This window comes from Methylorubrum populi (assembly GCA_036946625.1).
Taxonomy (GTDB): Bacteria; Pseudomonadota; Alphaproteobacteria; order Rhizobiales; family Beijerinckiaceae; genus Methylobacterium; species Methylobacterium populi_C.
On record JAQIIU010000003.1, the window covers coordinates 244,372 to 259,845 of the forward strand.

15 protein-coding genes are annotated in these 15,474 nt (G+C 72.8%); 8 read left to right on the forward strand and 7 right to left on the reverse strand.

What is annotated here, in order from left to right; genetic code table 11:
- Positions 1 to 76 precede the first annotated feature (76 nt).
- From PGN25_12590 to PGN25_12620, 7 genes are all read right to left on the reverse strand, one after another.
- Entirely contained in the window at positions 77 to 628 is a 552-nt protein-coding gene (locus PGN25_12590) for an alpha/beta fold hydrolase (protein MEH3118391.1), read from the reverse strand.
- A 137-nt stretch (positions 629 to 765) separates the two neighbouring features.
- Complete coding sequence (lysA, locus tag PGN25_12595; protein MEH3118392.1) at positions 766 to 2,034, reverse strand: diaminopimelate decarboxylase; 1,269 nt, start codon at positions 2,032 to 2,034, stop codon at positions 766 to 768.
- 88 nt (positions 2,035 to 2,122) lie between these two features.
- Positions 2,123 to 2,464, reverse strand: a complete 342-nt coding sequence (locus tag PGN25_12600; GenBank protein ID MEH3118393.1) for a hypothetical protein — start codon at positions 2,462 to 2,464, stop codon at positions 2,123 to 2,125.
- 65 nt (positions 2,465 to 2,529) lie between these two features.
- On the reverse strand, positions 2,530 to 2,808 hold the full coding sequence (locus PGN25_12605; GenBank protein MEH3118394.1) for a 3',5'-cyclic-nucleotide phosphodiesterase: 279 nt from the start codon (positions 2,806 to 2,808) through the stop codon (positions 2,530 to 2,532).
- A gap of 251 nt (positions 2,809 to 3,059) precedes the next feature.
- On the reverse strand, positions 3,060 to 3,758 hold the full coding sequence (locus tag PGN25_12610; GenBank protein ID MEH3118395.1) for a hypothetical protein: 699 nt from the start codon (positions 3,756 to 3,758) through the stop codon (positions 3,060 to 3,062).
- Positions 3,759 to 4,140: 382 nt separating this feature from the next.
- Positions 4,141 to 4,746, reverse strand: coding sequence for a DUF1134 domain-containing protein (locus PGN25_12615; protein ID MEH3118396.1), 606 nt, complete (start codon positions 4,744 to 4,746; stop codon positions 4,141 to 4,143).
- Positions 4,747 to 5,277: 531 nt separating this feature from the next.
- The gene (locus tag PGN25_12620) at positions 5,278 to 6,210 is read right to left on the reverse strand and encodes a 3'(2'),5'-bisphosphate nucleotidase CysQ (protein ID MEH3118397.1); all 933 of its coding nucleotides are present in this window, start codon (positions 6,208 to 6,210) and stop codon (positions 5,278 to 5,280) included.
- Between the two features lie 320 nt (positions 6,211 to 6,530).
- Here PGN25_12620 and PGN25_12625 point away from each other — a divergent pair, with 320 nt between their 5' ends.
- From PGN25_12625 to PGN25_12660, 8 genes are all read left to right on the forward strand, one after another.
- Positions 6,531 to 7,271: a histidine phosphotransferase family protein gene (locus PGN25_12625; GenBank protein MEH3118398.1), complete on the forward strand. Its 741-nt coding sequence runs from the start codon at positions 6,531 to 6,533 to the stop codon at positions 7,269 to 7,271.
- Positions 7,272 to 7,464: 193 nt separating this feature from the next.
- Entirely contained in the window at positions 7,465 to 10,179 is a 2,715-nt protein-coding gene (locus PGN25_12630; GenBank protein MEH3118399.1) for a hybrid sensor histidine kinase/response regulator, read from the forward strand.
- Positions 10,180 to 10,206: 27 nt separating this feature from the next.
- Positions 10,207 to 10,686, forward strand: coding sequence for a chemotaxis protein CheW (locus PGN25_12635; protein ID MEH3118400.1), 480 nt, complete (start codon positions 10,207 to 10,209; stop codon positions 10,684 to 10,686).
- Between the two features lie 17 nt (positions 10,687 to 10,703).
- Positions 10,704 to 11,105, forward strand: a complete 402-nt coding sequence (locus tag PGN25_12640; GenBank protein ID MEH3118401.1) for a response regulator — start codon at positions 10,704 to 10,706, stop codon at positions 11,103 to 11,105.
- 172 nt (positions 11,106 to 11,277) lie between these two features.
- Positions 11,278 to 12,429 (forward strand): chemotaxis response regulator protein-glutamate methylesterase, encoded by a 1,152-nt coding sequence (locus PGN25_12645; GenBank protein ID MEH3118402.1) that lies wholly within the window; start codon positions 11,278 to 11,280, stop codon positions 12,427 to 12,429.
- Positions 12,429 to 13,286 carry a protein-glutamate O-methyltransferase CheR gene (locus tag PGN25_12650; protein ID MEH3118403.1) on the forward strand — a complete coding sequence of 286 codons (858 nt, stop codon included), beginning with the start codon at positions 12,429 to 12,431 and terminating at the stop codon, positions 13,284 to 13,286. Before PGN25_12645 ends, PGN25_12650 begins: the two co-directional genes overlap by 1 nt.
- Positions 13,287 to 13,721: 435 nt before the next feature.
- Positions 13,722 to 14,453, forward strand: a complete 732-nt coding sequence (gene pxpB, locus PGN25_12655) for a 5-oxoprolinase subunit PxpB (protein MEH3118404.1) — start codon at positions 13,722 to 13,724, stop codon at positions 14,451 to 14,453.
- Positions 14,450 to 15,472 (forward strand): biotin-dependent carboxyltransferase family protein, encoded by a 1,023-nt coding sequence (locus PGN25_12660; protein MEH3118405.1) that lies wholly within the window; start codon positions 14,450 to 14,452, stop codon positions 15,470 to 15,472. Before pxpB ends, PGN25_12660 begins: the two co-directional genes overlap by 4 nt.
- The last annotated feature ends 2 nt before the right edge of the window (positions 15,473 to 15,474 follow it).

The window sequence follows — 15,474 nt, forward strand, 5'->3', positions numbered from 1 at the left end:
GCGCCGGCCACATCCGGAAAGGTCGCGCCGCCGGATCGCTTCGCTCACGCCCGCGACGACGGATGGCCGGAAACCGTCAGAGAGGCGCCAGGAAGCCCGCCAGCCGCATCAGACCCTCCGGCCAGGGCCCATGCCCGCTCGCGACGTTGATGTGTCCGGATTCGCCCGCATCCACCAGCGCCGCGCCCCAGGCATGGGCGTAGTCCTCCGCCCGCTCGTAGGTGCAGTGCGGGTCGGTGCGGCTCGCCACCAGCAGGGAGGGGAAGGGCAGCGGATCGCGCGGCACCGGCGCGAAGGCGCGGACGCTCTCGGGCAGGTCCGCCCCCGCCTCGATGTCGGGAAAGGCCACGAGCAGGGCGCCGCGCACGACGCCTTCGGGAAAGCGCGGCGCCGCCTCCACCGCCGCGACGACGCCGAGGCTGTGGGCGATGAGCACCACCGGCCGGCGCGCCGCCGCCACCGCCTCCACGACGCGGGCGCGCCACGCCTCCGGGTCGGGTCGGTGCCAATCGTCCTGCGCGACGATCCGCGCGGTCTTGAGCCGGGCCGCCCAGCGCGCCTGCCAATGCTCCTCCTCGGAGCCGGCGTAACCGGGCAGGATCAGGATGTCGCAATCGGCAGTCTTCATCGGATCAGTCGCTATCGAGCGGTCGGTATCGAGTGGGGGGGCCGCGTTCACGCAACGGGCGAGGCGCTCGCCGGCTCCGTCCGCCCCGCGCCCCCGTCGCCGGAAACGAGCCTTCCACGAGGGGACGGTGCCGATCCTCAGCCGAGCCAGTCCGGCAGGCGGTCGAGGCGGATCAGGTCGTCGTAGCTCGGGCGGGGCCGCACGACGGCTGAGCGGTCGCCGCTCACCAGCACCTCGGGCACGAGGCGGCGGCTGTTGTAGGTGCCGGCCTGGACCGCGCCGTAGGCGCCCGCGCTCATCACCGCGATCAGGTCGCCGGGGACGACCTCCGGCATCTCGCGCCCGAGGGCGAAGTAATCGCCGCTCTCGCAGACCGGGCCGACCACGTCCGCCGTCAGCCGGGGGGCATCGGGGGCGGGCTCGCGCAAGGGGCGCAGGGCGTGGAAGGCGTCGTAGAGCGTCGGGCGGATCAGATCGTTCATCGCCCCGTCGACGATGACGAAGGTCTTCTCCGCGGTCGGCTTCACGTAGATCACGCGGGTGACGAGGATGCCGGCATTGCCGGCGATCATCCGCCCGATCTCGAAGACGGGGCGCAGGCCCAGCGGCTTGAAATGCGGGCGCAGGATCCGCGCCAGCGCCGCCGGGTCGGGCGGGGGGGCGTCGTCGTCGCGGTAGGGGATGCCGAGCCCGCCGCCGAAATCGACGTGGTGCAGCCGGTGCCCGTCGGCGAGCAGGTCGCGGGCGAGTTCGCAGAGCAGGCGCGCGGCGGCGTCGAACGGGGTCAGGTCGGTGATCTGGCTGCCGATATGCGCGTCGACGCCGACGATCTCCAGGCCCGGCAGCCGGGCGGCCCCGGCATAGACCGCGCGGGCGCGGGAGATCGGGATGCCGAACTTGTTCCCGGACCGGCCGGTCGAGATCTTGGCATGCGTCAGCGCGTCGACGTCCGGGTTGACCCGGATCGAGACCGGCGCCCGCTGCCCGCGCGAGGCGGCGACCTCGGACAGGGCGGCGAGTTCGGGCTCGCTCTCGACGTTGAAGCAGAGGATGTTCGCGTCGAGCGCGGCGGCCATCTCCTCACGGGTCTTGCCGACGCCGGAGAACACGATGCGGCGGCCCGGCACGCCCGCCGCGAGCGCCCGGCGCAACTCGCCCTCGGAGACGATGTCCATACCCGCGCCCTGCCGGGCCAGGGTGGCGAGCACCGCCTGGTTCGCGTTCGCCTTCATGGCGAAGCACACCAGCGCCGCGTCCTCCGCGAAGGCCTGCGCGAAGACGCGGTAGTGCCGTTCCAGGGTGGCGGTGCTGTAGCAGTAGAACGGCGTGCCGACCGCCTCCGCCAGCGCCGCCAGATCGACGTCCTCGGCGTGGAGACGCCCGTCCCGGTAGTGGAAGTGGTGCATGTCGCAGAAAATCCGCTGGCCTCGCGCCGCGCCCGAATGGCCCGACGCGCGGTGCGCTGTCTACACCCGAGCGCGTCGGCGCGTGCCGCTACAGGATCGGGTCGAGGATGAAGGGTTCCTTCGGAACCTTGTAGCCGCGCCTGGCTCCGCGGGAGGTCGTGACCGGAACGCCGTCGCCGCCCGCGGGGATCGCCGAGGCGCTGAGTTCGTCGCCGGCCTGCACGGCGTCCGGATCGGGCGCCGCGCCGTGATCGACCGCCGAGACGGTGCTGCCCGGCAGGCTCCGCGCCGAGGCCGGGGCGCCGGGGCGCGTGCCGGGTGCGGTCTCGGACACGGCCGCGCCCGGCGGCTCCAGGCTGCCGCGCCGGCCGCAGCCCGTGCAGGCGAGGGCGAGGCCGAGCGAGATCAGGATCGAGAGGCGGGCGGGCATCGGTCTTTCCGGCATGGCGGCGGCGCGAGCTTAGCCGTTCCCGGCGGCCGGCGCGAGCGGCGGCCTCAGCCCTTCTTGTTGCCCCGCGAAGAATCCTTCGGCGGCGTGTAGGCGTCGATCGCCCGGCGGCAGTTCTCGGACAGCTTCGCCCAGTTGGTCTTGAAGCACTGGTCGGTGGCCGGATCGTCCGGATCGAGGTTGCCGCAATAGCTCAGGTAGTCGCCGGTGCAGTACTTCTTGAGCGTCTCGTTGCCGCGCTTCGTTTGCTGGGCCTGTGCCGGGGCGGCCAGCAGGGCGGTCGCGCCCGCGAGGGCCACGACGATGGGCGTCAGCTTCAAGGCCATGATGTTCGCTCGATCGCAATGCGTGGGAAATTGATCCGGGCGCGATGATGCCCCCGCATGTCCGAAACAAGGCCGGCCCGGGGCAAACGCAAGGTGGTTCGGTGCTTACGGGCTCGCGGGAGACGCCGCAAGGGACCGGGGCCGGACGGGCCGCGGCGGCGGGGCTGCCGGGTGCGTTTCGGCTCTTGCCGCGCCCCTTGCCGCGCCCTTTCCCGCGACCCTGGCCGCCGCCCTCGCCGTCCCTTGCGCCGTCAGCCTTCGGCGAGCGCGGGCGAACCGGTGGGGAAGGCGTCCGTGTGAGGCAGACGGTCGCGCCGGGCCAGGGCGTCGGCCACCTCGGCGATGCGGCGGCGCAGCTCGGCCGTGTCCGCGTCGCCGCGCGCGGCGAGGGAAGCCTGGGCTGCCGCCAGCTCCGCGCGCAAGCCGTCGCGTTCGATGCGCAGGGCCGCGGGCTCGCCCGCCTCACCCTCGGCGGCGGGGGCCGCCTCCCGGGCCTCGCCTTGCGCCCGGCGGGCGGCCTTGAGGTCGTCGAGGATCGCGCGGTGGGCCTCCTCCAGGGTCCGCAGGGTGGCGAGCCCCATCGCGCCCTCGGCCCGGGCCTGCGCCAGATCGCGGTCGAGCCCGGCGATCCGTTCCAGGGCGCGCGCCACCTCGGCCTCGCTCAGGAGCCGGGCGGCGACCGCCGCCTCGGCCTCCATGGTGCGGGTGCCGATGGCGGCCATGTCGGCGTGGCACCGGGCGGAGACGGCTTCCACCCTCCGCTCCAGCCGGCGCTGCGCGACGGCGAACTCCGCCCGCAGGTGGTCGCGCTCGGCCATGACCTCGGAGACGCTGACCGGAAGGGTCGCCTCGATCCGCCGCCGGGCGAGGCGGGCGGCGCGGGCGTTCACGGTCGGCAGGATCGTCAGGGCGCACAGGCTCGCCAGCAGGAAGCCGAGCCCGAAGATCATCACGGTCTCGATCACGCAGGGGCCCTCACGCCGCCTCGGCCGGCAGGTCCGGCCGCTGCGTCTTTTGCCCGTCTTGCCGGCGCCGAGGCAAGCGCTCCGTCTCGTCCCTGGCCTCAAGCGCCGGCGGCCGCCTCCGCGGCCTTGGAGCATCGTCCTGGATACCGGATCCAGGACGATGCTCCAGACTCTTGTTTTTGCATCGTCTTTTTCCGAAAGCCGGAGGCCGCCTTTCGGGACGACGCTCCAGGCTTTCGCTCCGCTCGACGCCTCGGCAAAAGCCGGGGCCCGCGCCGCGGGCGCTCTTCGCGCCTGACATCCGGCCCGATCGCTCTTCCGAGCGATGGCACCGGATCGCACCGTGCAGCGGCAGTCGGAAACGGAATCAGAACGGGTTCCAGGTCGGGCGGCCGGTGAACTTCAGATAGCCGACATTGATGCCGAGCCGGGCGCCGACGCCGGAGCGGATCGGCACCACGACGATGCCGCCGTCGGTCACCGCGGTCATGCCGAAGCCGCCGATGAAGTAGGCCGAGCCGTCCACGCCGCCGAAGCGGCGGTAGAGGTCGCGCACGGCGGGCAGGTTGTAGACGAGCATCATGGTGCGGGCGCCGTCGCCGCCGACGTCGAAGCCGAGCGTCGGGCCCTGCCAGTAGATCCGGCGCTGCCCGGCATTGCGGGTGTAGAGCGTGCCCTCGCCGTAGCGCAGGCCGCCGACGATGGCGCCCGAGGCCTCCTGGCCGAGGATGTAGCCGTTGGGCTCGCCCCAGCGCCGGGTCGCCTCCTCGACGGTGAGCGCGAGGCCGCGCGACACGCTGCCGAAGAAGCGGTGCCCGTTCTCGACCACCTCGGAGGCGCGGAACGAATCCGGACGGACGCCGTCGTTCTCGTAGGCCGGGGCGGGAACGGCGGCGGCCATCAGGCCCGCGGAGAGGCCGAGCAGGGCGGCGCGGCGGGTCGTGGCCCCGGTTCGGATGGGATCGTGCGGCATGTCGGTCTCCCTACCGGCGCCCCTGCCCGCCTCTTTCGCCCGGCCTGTGCGGGCGCTTCCCTCACCGGACGCGACAACGGAGCGAGGCCCGCAGGGAGCGCGCAGTCTCGCGACCGATCAAGTCAAGATTGGGTTAACGGGCGGTTAAGCGCGCCCCGCCCCGTGCCTCATACCAAGCGGTCCACGCTCCTCGGGTGGACTGCACATCTTCGGTCGGTCGGCCAAGCAGGTCCTCATACCGTTTCCGATCGATCGCTTCGGGTTTCGCCCCCCCTCCGTCCTCGCGAGCGGCCGCGAAGCGATCCAGGGCGCAGGCAGGTCCGGAAAGGGCGCGCCCTGGATCGCCACGGCTTCGCCTCGCGATGACGCAGGAGAGGCCGAACTCATCAACCGGATAGCGTATCATACCAAGCGGCGCCGATCCCGACCGATGGTCGGGATCGGCGCGTCCGGCGGATGACCGCCGCCCCCAAGCCGCATCCCTTGGCGCGGGGGCGACCGACGATGAGTGATCCTCATCGCCGGCTGGTATCAGGCGCCCGCCGCCGCATCCGGCGGGCAGGCGGCGTCCCCCGCGCGGCGCCGGTCGAAATACGATACGGCGCTCTGCTGCGGCAGGTCGAGCGCGTCGCGGTAGGCCGCCGAGGCGAGCGCCGCGAAGGGGCCGTTGCGGTAGAAGCGGGTATGGTGGCCGTAGGTGACGGTGTCGCCGCCGGGGCCGACGACGCGTCCGCCGGCCATGGTCAGCACGTGGTCGCCGGCCGCGGTGTCCCATTCCATGGTGGGGGCGCAGCGCACGTAGATGTCGGCCTCGCCCGCGGCGATCAGGCAGAACTTCAGCGCCGAGGAGGCGACCCGCCGCTCGCCGACCGGCAGGCGCTCCAGGCAGGCATCGGTGTCGCTGTCGCCGTGCAGGCGGCTGACCAGGGCGACGAGGCCGGCCGCCGGCGCCTTGCGCACCTCCACCGGATGGAAGCCGCCGGGCCGGCCCTCGCGGATCGGCGCCTCGCGGGCGCTCGTGCCCGCGGCCCAGACCCGGCCGAGGCTCGGCGCCGCCAGCGCCGCGGCGATCGGGCGCTCGCCCTCGACGAGGCAGATGTTGACGCAGTACTGCGCGTTGCCCGCCAGGAAGTCGCGGGTGCCGTCGAGGGGATCGACCAGGAAGAACAGGGGGGCCGGCCGCACGGTGCAGGAGGTCTCCTCCGCGATCACCGGAACGCCGGGGAAGGCGCGGGCCAGCGCGGCGACGATCAGTTCCTCGGAGCGCGTGTCGGCGAGGCTCGCGGGCGAGCCGTCCGGCTTGATCACGTGCGGGCAGTCGCCGCCGTGATAGCCCCGCAGGATGCGCCCGGCCTCGCAGGCGATTCCCGCAAGCTGCTCCGCGATGGCGTCGCGCATCGCTTCGGACACGGGGGCCGTGAGGAACGCCGGCGGGAGGGCCGGGGATGGGGCGGGGGCGGTCATCGGACTGTCATTCAATGATCGAGAGGGGCCTGTCGATCCAGGGGCCAAGCAAATCCGGTGCACGGGCCCCGCATCCGGCTGCGACGCCCGCTCCTCTGCGCGCCGGTTGCGGCGAATTCGGGACACCTGTGCCGTCGGCGGCGCGACCGACACCGAAGCGGAACGGACGCCGCGGCTTTCCAAAGCGGCCGCCGGTGACTATGCGCTAACCGCATCCGGTGTCCGCCGCGTCCGAGGAGGCGGGTCGACCCGTCCTCGACGCCTCGCGTCACCTCATCGATCGACATCATCCGGGAACGGAGCGCGCCATGAGCGGTAGTATGAGCGGTACCGGCAGCCTCACCCTCGACGCCCTCGATCTCTCGGCGCTGCTGTGCTCGCGCGTGTGCCACGACGTGATCAGCCCGATCGGCGCGATCGTGAACGGGCTCGAAGTGCTGGAGGACGACAACGATCCCTCCATGCGCGACTTCGCCCTCGAGCTGATCCGCAAGAGCGCGCGCACCGCCTCGGCCCGGGTGCAGTTCGCCCGCATCGCCTTCGGCGCGGCGGGCTCGGCCGGCGCCTCGATCGATCTGGCCGACGCCGAGAAGGTGTCGCGGGCGATGTTCGCCGACGAGAAGACCCAGATCGCTTGGAGCGCGCCGCAGGCCCTGTTCCCGAAGAACAAGGTCAAGCTCCTGCTCAACCTCGTGGTGATCGCCTCCGGCGCGATCCCCCGCGGCGGCGTGATCGACGTGGCGGTGACCGGCGGCGGCGACGCGCCGCGCTTCGTCCTGCGGGCCAAGGGCAGCCACGCGCGCATCCCGCCCCATGTCGAGGCGCTGATCGCCGGCACGCCCGAGGGCGGCAGCGTGGACGCCCACGGCATCCTGCCCTTCTATGCCGGCCTCGTCGCCCGCGCGGCGGCGATGGACGTGGCCTTCGCGATCGCGGGCGACGAGGTGACGGTCACCGCCGCCCCGACCGAGGCCGGCACCGGCCTGCCCGGCGCGCCCGCTCCCAGCGTCGAGGACGAGCGCCCCTCCGACAGCGCGCCGCCGGACACCCATCTCGCCTGAAACGCCGGCGGCAGCGCGCGATCGGGGCCGGGGAGAGATGAAAACCAGGTTCCGCGCCCTCTCCATCGAGCCGAACCGGCGGCGATCTCGCCGGACAATTGTGAATTTCGTCCCGCCCGCAACGCTTCACTAACTTTCCAGGGCGAGAGTGCTCGTCGCACGTCTCTTTCGTGCGCGTAGACGAGTACCTCCCATGGACGATCTGCTTCGCGAGTTTCTGGTCGAGAGCGCCGAGCATCTGGACACGGTCGATGCGGAGCTGGTCCGTTTCGAGCAGGATCCCAACAACCAGCCGATTCTGCGCAACATCTTCCGGCTCGTCCACACCATCAAGGGGACCTGCGGCTTCCTCGGGCTGCCGCGGCTGGAGGCTCTGGCGCACGCCGCCGAGACCCTGATGGGCCGCTTCCGCGACGGCTATCCCGTCAGCGGCGCCTCGGTGACCCTGATCCTGGCCACCCTCGACCGGCTCAAGGCGATCCTGGCCGATCTGGAGGCGACCGGCTCCGAACCCGCGGGCAGCGATTCCGACCTGATCGACGCGCTGGAGCGGATGGCCTCGGAGGAGGCACCCGCCGCGTCCGCCGCTCCCCCGCCCGCTCCGGCCGCGCCGCCGCCGGTGGAGCGGGAGCCGAAGCCCGGCGAGGTCTCGCTGGAGGAACTGGAGCGCGCCTTCCTGGAAGCGCCCGGCCCCGACGATGTTCCGGGCGCGCCCGAGTCCACCCCCATGAGCGCGCCCGTGACCGCGCCCGCCGCCCTCGCCGAGGCGCCCGAACCCGCCGAGCCCCGCGCCGCGGCTCCCTCCGCGCCCGCCGAGGGCGGCGAAGGGGCGGTCGCCAAGGTGCAGACGATCCGCGTGAACGTCGACACCATCGAGCACCTGATGACGATGGTCTCGGAACTGGTGCTGACCCGCAACCAGCTCCTCGAGATCGCCCGCCGTCACGAGGATTCCGGCTACAAGGTCCCGCTCCAGCGCCTCAGCCACGTCACCGCCGAGCTGCAGGAAGGCGTCATGAAGACGCGCATGCAGCCGATCGGCAACGCGTGGCAGAAGCTGCCCCGCGTGGTGCGCGACCTCTCGGCCGAACTCGGCAAGGGCATCGACCTCGTGATGTCGGGCGCCGAGACCGAGCTCGACCGCCAGGTGCTCGACGTCATCAAGGACCCGCTCACCCACATGGTGCGCAACTCGGCCGACCACGGCATCGAGGCCACCAACGAGCGCCTGAAGGCCGGCAAGCCGGCCCGCGGCTCGATCCGCCTGTCCGCCTATCACGAGGGCGGCACGATCACGATCGAGATCGCCGACGACGGCAAGGGCCTCGACCTCGCCGCGATCCGCAAGAAGGCGATCGAGCGCAACCTCGCCCCGGCGGCGGACGTCGAGCGGATGACCGACGCGCAGGTCGCGAAGTTCATCTTCCACGCCGGCTTCTCCACCGCCAAGGCGGTGACCTCGGTCTCCGGCCGCGGCGTCGGCATGGATGTCGTCAAGACCAACATCGAGACCATCGGCGGCGTGGTCGACATCGCGACCGAGCTCGGCCGCGGCACCACCTTCACCATCAAGATCCCGCTGACGCTGGCCATCGTCTCGGCGCTGATCGTCAAGGCGGGCGAGCAGCGCTACGCGGTGCCGCAGATCGCGGTGCTGGAACTGGTCCGGGTCGATCCGAAGAACGACAACAAGAGCACCAATTCGATCGAGCGCATCCACGGCGCGCCGGTGCTGCGCCTGCGCGAGCGGCTCCTGCCGATCGTCACCCTCGACGGGCTGATGCGCGGGCAGGCGACGATCGAGGCGGGCGAGATCGTCGAGTCGGGCTTCGTGGTGGTGGCCCAGGTCGGCCGGCAGCGCTTCGGCGTGCTCGTGGACGAGGTCTTCCACACGGAGGAGATCGTCGTGAAGCCGATGTCGTCGAAGCTGCGGCACATCCCGCTCTTTGCCGGCAACACGATCCTCGGCGACGGCGCCGTGGTGCTGATCGTCGATCCCAACGGCGTGGCCAAGCTGGTCGGCCAGAGCGCGCAGTCCGGCGCGGCGGCGGAGAGCGAGGCCGAGGAGGCGGAGGTCGGCGACGCCAAGGCGACGCTCCTGGTGTTCAAGGGCGGCGCGGGCGGCTTCAAGGCGGTGCCGCTCTCCCTCGTCACCCGGCTCGAAGAGATCGACGCCTCCAAGATCGAGCATCTCGGCGGGCGCCCGCTGATCCAGTACCGCGGCCGCCTGATGCCGCTGGTGCCGGCCGATCCCGGAATCGCGATCCGCTCCGAGGGCAGTCAGGCGCTGGTGGTGTTCTCCGACGGCGACCGGGCGATGGGCCTCGTCGTGGACGAGATCGTCGACATCGTCGAGGAGCGCCTCGACATCGAGATCAGCACCGACCGCTCCGACCTGATCGGCTCGGCGGTGCTGCGGGGTCGCGCCACCGACATCATCAACATCGCCCACTTCCTGCCGCTCGCCTACGACGACTGGGCGCGCGGTCCGCGCAAGACGACGGTCAAGGCGCCCTCGCTGCTGCTCGTGGACGACTCGGCCTTCTTCCGCGACATGCTCACCCCGGTGCTCAAGGCGGCGGGCTACGCCGTCACGGTCGCGGCCTCCGCCGACGAGGCGCTGGCTGCCCTGAAGGGCCATGCGGGCATCGACCTCGTGGTCAGCGACCTCGACATGCCCGGCCGCAGCGGCTTCGACCTCGTCGCCGCCATGCGCGGCGCGGGGGGGCGGCTGGCCGAGATGCCGGTGATCGCGCTCACCGGCACGGTCGCGGCCGACGCCATCGAGCAGGCGCGGCGCCTCGCGATCAGCGACCTCGTCGCCAAGTTCGACCGCAGCGGCCTGCTCGCCGCGCTGGCCGAGGTCGGCGAGGCCGGCGAGGCCGCCCTCGCCCGCGCCGCCGCCTGAGACCCGAACGGACAAGGAGACGCCGCCATGCAGGCCGCCAACGGCAACGCCGTTCCCACCGACACCACCGACTACGTCACCGTCTTCGTCGGCGAGACCATGTTCGGGCTCACCATCGACCGGGTGCACGACGTGTTCGTGCCCGCCGGCATCACCCCGGTGCCGCTGGCGCCCAGGGAGATCGTCGGCCTCCTGAACCTGCGCGGACGGGTCGTCACCGCCCTGTGCCTGCGCCGCCGGCTCGGCATGCCCGGCCGCGAGACGGGAGCGGCCGAGATGGCCATCGGCCTGGAACAGGCGGGCGAGACCTTCGCGCTCATCGTCGACGGCGTCGGCGAGGTCCTGAAGCTCGGCGCCGACACGCAGGAGCCGGTGCCGATCAACCTCGACGCCCGCTGGCGCGACATCTCGCTCGGCGTCCACCGCCTCGACGGGCGCCTGCTGGTCATCCTCGACGTCGATGCGCTGCTCGCCTTCGGCGACATCCGCGAGGCCAAGGTGGCCTGACCGTGAGGGACGCGCCCATGAACACCGGTTCGGCCAAGACCGCCCTGATCGTCGACGACTCGGCGGTGATCCGCAAGGTCGCCCGCCGCATCCTGGAGACCCTCGACTTCGGCGTCCGCGACGCCGAGGACGGGCGGACGGCCCTGGCGATATGCGCGGAGGCGATGCCCTCGGTGATCCTGCTCGACTGGAACATGCCCAACATGGACGGCTACGAGGTGCTGCGGCAGGTGCGGCAGTCCCCTCTCGGCGACCGGCCCAAGATTCTGTTCTGCACCACCGAGAACGACATCGGCGCCATCGCCCGGGCCCTGCGCGCGGGCGCCGACGAGTACATCATGAAGCCCTTCGACCGGGAGATCATGATGGCCAAGCTCGATCAGGTCGGCTTCCCGGTCCGGTCCTCCGAGGTGGCCTGAACCGATCCCGGCGGCCGGAGCGTCGTCCCGAAGGGGGGCTGCCGGCTTTCGGAAAGAAAGACGATGCAAGATCGAAAACCCGGAGCATGGCCCTGGATCCGGTATCCGGGACGAGGCTCTGGGGGCCTGCGGGATCCGAACCCCTCATTCTCTCCCTGGTAGCGAGTCCCCCATGTCGGCATTCCCGGCCGTCGCCCACGCCCCGGCGGCGCGCAGCCCCGTCAAGGTGCTGGTCGCCGACGATTCGGCGGTGGTGCGCGGGCTCGTCTCGCGCTGGCTCGGCGAGGCCGGCCACGAGGTGGTCGCCACCGCCCCCAACGGCCGCGCCGCCGTGGAGGCGCTCGCCCGCTGCGCCCCCGACGTGGTGCTGCTCGACATCGAGATGCCGGAACTCGACGGCATCCAGGCCCTGCCGCTGATGCTGGCGCGCCAGCCGGGGCTTCAGGTCGTGATGATGTCGACGCTGACCCAGCGCAACGCCGACGTCTCGCTGCGCTGCCTCTCGCTCGGCGCGGTCGACTACATCCCGAAGCCCGAGAGCAACCGCGGCGTCACCACCTCCGACGGGTTCCGCAACGACCTGATCGAGCGCATCCGGGTGTTCGGCGCGGCCCGCGCCCGGCGCCGGCCGGCGCCGAGTCCGGTCGGAGCCCCCTCCTCCGCGCCCCCCGCCGCGGCGCCGGCCGTCTCGCGCCTGTCGGGCGCGGTGACGCTGCGGCCGAAGCCCCGCACCGTGGCCGCGCCGCGCGCCCTGCTGATCGGCTCCTCCACCGGCGGGCCGCGGGCGGTCGGCGAGGTGCTGGAGAAGATCGGCGCGGCCACGCTCCGGCGCCTGCCGGTGCTGATCGTACAGCACATGCCGCCGGTCTTCACCGCGGTGTTCGCCGAGCATCTCGGCGCCCGGGTCGGCCTGCCGGCGGCCGAGGGCAAGGCCGACGAGCGGGTGCTGCCGGGCCGCATCTACGTCGCCCCGGGCGGGCGCCACATGCGGCTCGCGGGTTCCCCCGTCGATCCGGTGATCCGCCTCGACGACGGCCCGCCGGTGAATTTCTGCCGCCCGGCGGTGGACGTGATGTTCCTCGACGCCGCCGCCCTCTACGGCGGGGCGACGCTCAGCGTCATCCTCACCGGCATGGGCGCGGACGGCACCGCCGGCGCCCGGGCCCTGGTCGAGGCCGGAGGCACCCTGCTCGCCCAGGACGAGGCGACGAGCACGGTCTGGGGCATGCCCGGAAGCGTGGCCAAGGCGGGCCTGTGCCACGCCGTCCTGCCGCTGCCCGAGATCGGCCCGGCCCTGCGCAGCGCGATCGCGGAGCGGGCCTGATGACCGAGGCGGATTTCGCGTTCCTGCGCGACTACCTCAGGAAGCGCTCGGGGCTCAGCCTCGGCGCGGAGAAGCGCTACCTCATCGACAGCCGGCTCACCCCCGTCTGCCGCCGCTTCGGAGTCGGCACCCTGGCCGACCTCGTCGGCGCCCTGCGGCTGTCGCGGGAAGGCCCGCTGGAGCGGGCGGTGGTCGAGGCGATGACCACCAACGAGACGTTCTTCTTCCGCGACCGGGTGCCCTTCGACCTGTTCCGCGACGTGCTGCTGCCGAAGGCCATCGCCGCCCGCGCCGCGCAGCGGCGCCTGCGGATCTGGTCGGCGGCGGCCTCGACCGGCCAGGAACCCTACTCGCTCGCCATGATGCTCCACGAGGCCGCGGCGCAGCTCGCCGGCTGGCAGGTGGAGATCGTCGGCACCGACCTCTCGACCGAGGTGCTGGAGAAGGCCCGCCTCGGCCTCTACAGCCATTTCGAGGTGCAGCGCGGCCTGCCCGTCCAGCTCCTCGTCAAGCACTTCACCCAGGTCGGCGAGCAGTGGCGGATCAAGCCGGCGCTGGCGGACATGGTGAGCTACAGGCCGCTCAACCTGCTCAACCCGTTCGAGCATCTCGGCCAGTTCGACATCATCTACTGCCGCAACGTGCTGATCTACTTCGACGCGCCGACCAAGACCGACGTGCTGGAGCGGATCGCCAAGGCGCTCGCCCCCGACGGGGCCGTTCTGCTCGGCGCCGCCGAGACGGTGATCGGCCTCACCGAGGCGCTGGTGCCCGATCCCCAGCACCGCGGCCTCTACCGGCAGGCCGCCGCCGCCGGGCGCGCGGCCGTGCCCCACCGTCTCGCCGCGGGGTTCTAAATAGAAACTCGCCATCTGAGCGAGCACAGGGTCACGCATATGCCCGCCGTGGTTTCATTCGCCAGGAGCCGCGCAGCCGGTGGCAACTGATACCGTTTCCGGTTGATGACTTCGGCCTGTCCTGCGTCATTGCGAGGCGAAGCCGTGGCGATCCAGGGCGCGTCCTTTCCGGACCTGTCGCGCCCTGGATCGCTTCGCTGCCGCTCGCGATGACGGAGGATGGCCGAACCCGAGGCGATCAAGCGGAAACGGTATGATACCAGTCGGCGATGAGGATCACGCATCGTCGGTCGCCCCCGCGCCAAGGGATGCGGCTTGGGGGCGGCGGCCATCCGCCGGATGCGCCGATCCCGATTATCGGTCGAGATCGGCGCCGCTTGGTATGAAGCGCGAGCCGCCTCGCGGCCGGTCGCCGGATCGGCTAGCCTACGGCTCATGACGCACGACGCGCCGCGGCTGCTGCCCTGCGGGGACACGGCCTTCACCATCGAGTTCGGCGCGGGGATCGACGCCGACGCCGACGTCGGCGCCCGCGTCCTGGCCCTCGACGCGGCGCTGGCGCAACGCGCCCTGCCCGGCCTGCGCGAGACGGTGCCGACCTACCGCTCGCTCACCGTGCATCTCGATCCCGTCCGCGTCGACCCGGCCGAGCTCGGCCGCCTCGTGCTGGCGCTGGCGGGGGAACCGCGCGACGCCGTCCCGTCCGAGCGCCTGTGGCGGATTCCCGTGGTGTATGGCGGTGAATTCGGCCTCGACCTGGAGGCGGTCGCCGCCCACCACGGCCTCGCGCCGCAGGCGGTGATCGAGCGCCACAGCGCGCCCGAGTACCGGGTGGCGATGATCGGCTTCCTGCCGGGCTACGCCTATCTCGAAGGCCTCGATCCCGGGCTCGCCCTGTCGCGGCGCCCGAGCCCGCGCCCGGTGACGCCGGCCGGCACGATCTCCATCGGCGGCGCCCAGGCGCTGGTGGCGAGCCTCGCCGCCCCGAGCGGCTGGCACCTCCTCGGACGCACGCCCGAACGGACGTTCGTGCCGGAGCGCGAGCCCGTCTTCCTGCTCCGGCCCGGCGACCGGGTGCGCTTCGTGCCGACCCCGGCCGAGCGCTGGGAGGCGCTCGCCGCCGCGGCGGAGGCCGGCGAGCGGATCGCGGAGTTGAGCGAGGGATGAGCGCCCGCCTCCTCCTCACGCGCCTGACCGGCGCGGCCTCGCTTCAGGACGGCGGCCGGCACGGCTACCTGCGCTTCGGCCTCTCGGCCTCGGGGCCGATGGACCCGCTCGCCTTCACGGCTGCCAACCGGCTCGTCGGCAACGCCCCCGATGCGGCGGCGATCGAACTGGGGCTCGCCGGGGCGTGCCTGCGGGCCGAGGGCGGCGCGGTGCGCCTCGCCCTCGCCGGCGCGCCGAGCGGGCTGCACCGCGACGGCGAGCCGATCGCCTCCCACCGCTCCTTCGTCCTGCGGGAGGGCTCGGAGCTGACGGTCGAGCGGCCCCGCGCGGGTGTGTTCGCCTATCTCGCCGCCGCCGGCGGCTTCCCCGTCCGCCCCGTGATGGGCAGCCGCGCCCTGCACCAGCGCGCCGGGCTCGGCGGCCTCGACGGCCGCCCCCTGTCCGAGGGCGACCGCCTGCCCCTCGGTCCGGTCCCGCCCGCGGGCGAGGCGGAACGCGGCCTCGACGCGATCCCCCTGGAGCGCGACGCCCCGATCCGCGTCGTCCTCGGCCCCCAGGACGACCTGTTTTCGGAGGCCGGCCGCGCGACCTTCCTCTCGCGGGAATTCACCGTCTCGAACCGGGCCGACCGGATGGGCTACCAGCTCGACGGGCCGGAGATCGTCCACGGCCCGGGCGGCTTCAACATCGTCTCCGACGCCACCGTGGCCGGCTCGGTGCAGGTGCCGGGCTCGGGGCGGCCGATCGTCCTGCTCGCCGACCGGCAGACCACCGGCGGCTACCCGAAGATCGCCACCGTGATCTCCGCCGACCTGCGGCGGCTCGCGCAGCGCCGCCCCGGCGAGGGCCTGCGCTTCGCGGCGGTCGATCTCGCCGCCGCCACCCGCCTCGCCCGCGAGCGCGCGGCGGCGCTCGCGGGCCTCGCCTCCGGCCTGAGGCCGGTCGAGAGCGAGGCCGAGCGGCTGATGGCCGCCAACCTCGCGGGCGCGGCGGTGGACGCGCTGAGGGCGGAGGATTGATC

Bases quoted from the DNA above. Each gene is read 5' to 3' on its own strand.
- PGN25_12590 (MEH3118391.1), bottom strand. From the start codon at position 628: ATGAAGACTGCCGATTGCGACATCCTGATCCTGCCCGGTTACGCCGGC.
- lysA (MEH3118392.1), bottom strand. From the start codon at position 2,034: ATGCACCACTTCCACTACCGGGACGGGCGTCTCCACGCCGAGGACGTC.
- PGN25_12650 (MEH3118403.1), top strand. From the start codon at position 12,429: ATGACCGAGGCGGATTTCGCGTTCCTGCGCGACTACCTCAGGAAGCGC.
- PGN25_12620 (MEH3118397.1), bottom strand. From the start codon at position 6,210: ATGACCGCCCCCGCCCCATCCCCGGCCCTCCCGCCGGCGTTCCTCACG.
- pxpB (MEH3118404.1), top strand. From the start codon at position 13,722: ATGACGCACGACGCGCCGCGGCTGCTGCCCTGCGGGGACACGGCCTTC.
- PGN25_12615 (MEH3118396.1), bottom strand. From the start codon at position 4,746: ATGCCGCACGATCCCATCCGAACCGGGGCCACGACCCGCCGCGCCGCC.
- PGN25_12605 (MEH3118394.1), bottom strand. From the start codon at position 2,808: ATGGCCTTGAAGCTGACGCCCATCGTCGTGGCCCTCGCGGGCGCGACC.
- PGN25_12660 (MEH3118405.1), top strand. From the start codon at position 14,450: ATGAGCGCCCGCCTCCTCCTCACGCGCCTGACCGGCGCGGCCTCGCTT.
- PGN25_12600 (MEH3118393.1), bottom strand. From the start codon at position 2,464: ATGCCCGCCCGCCTCTCGATCCTGATCTCGCTCGGCCTCGCCCTCGCC.
- PGN25_12610 (MEH3118395.1), bottom strand. From the start codon at position 3,758: ATGATCTTCGGGCTCGGCTTCCTGCTGGCGAGCCTGTGCGCCCTGACG.
- PGN25_12630 (MEH3118399.1), top strand. From the start codon at position 7,465: ATGGACGATCTGCTTCGCGAGTTTCTGGTCGAGAGCGCCGAGCATCTG.
- PGN25_12635 (MEH3118400.1), top strand. From the start codon at position 10,207: ATGCAGGCCGCCAACGGCAACGCCGTTCCCACCGACACCACCGACTAC.
- PGN25_12645 (MEH3118402.1), top strand. From the start codon at position 11,278: ATGTCGGCATTCCCGGCCGTCGCCCACGCCCCGGCGGCGCGCAGCCCC.
- PGN25_12640 (MEH3118401.1), top strand. From the start codon at position 10,704: ATGAACACCGGTTCGGCCAAGACCGCCCTGATCGTCGACGACTCGGCG.
- PGN25_12625 (MEH3118398.1), top strand. From the start codon at position 6,531: ATGAGCGGTACCGGCAGCCTCACCCTCGACGCCCTCGATCTCTCGGCG.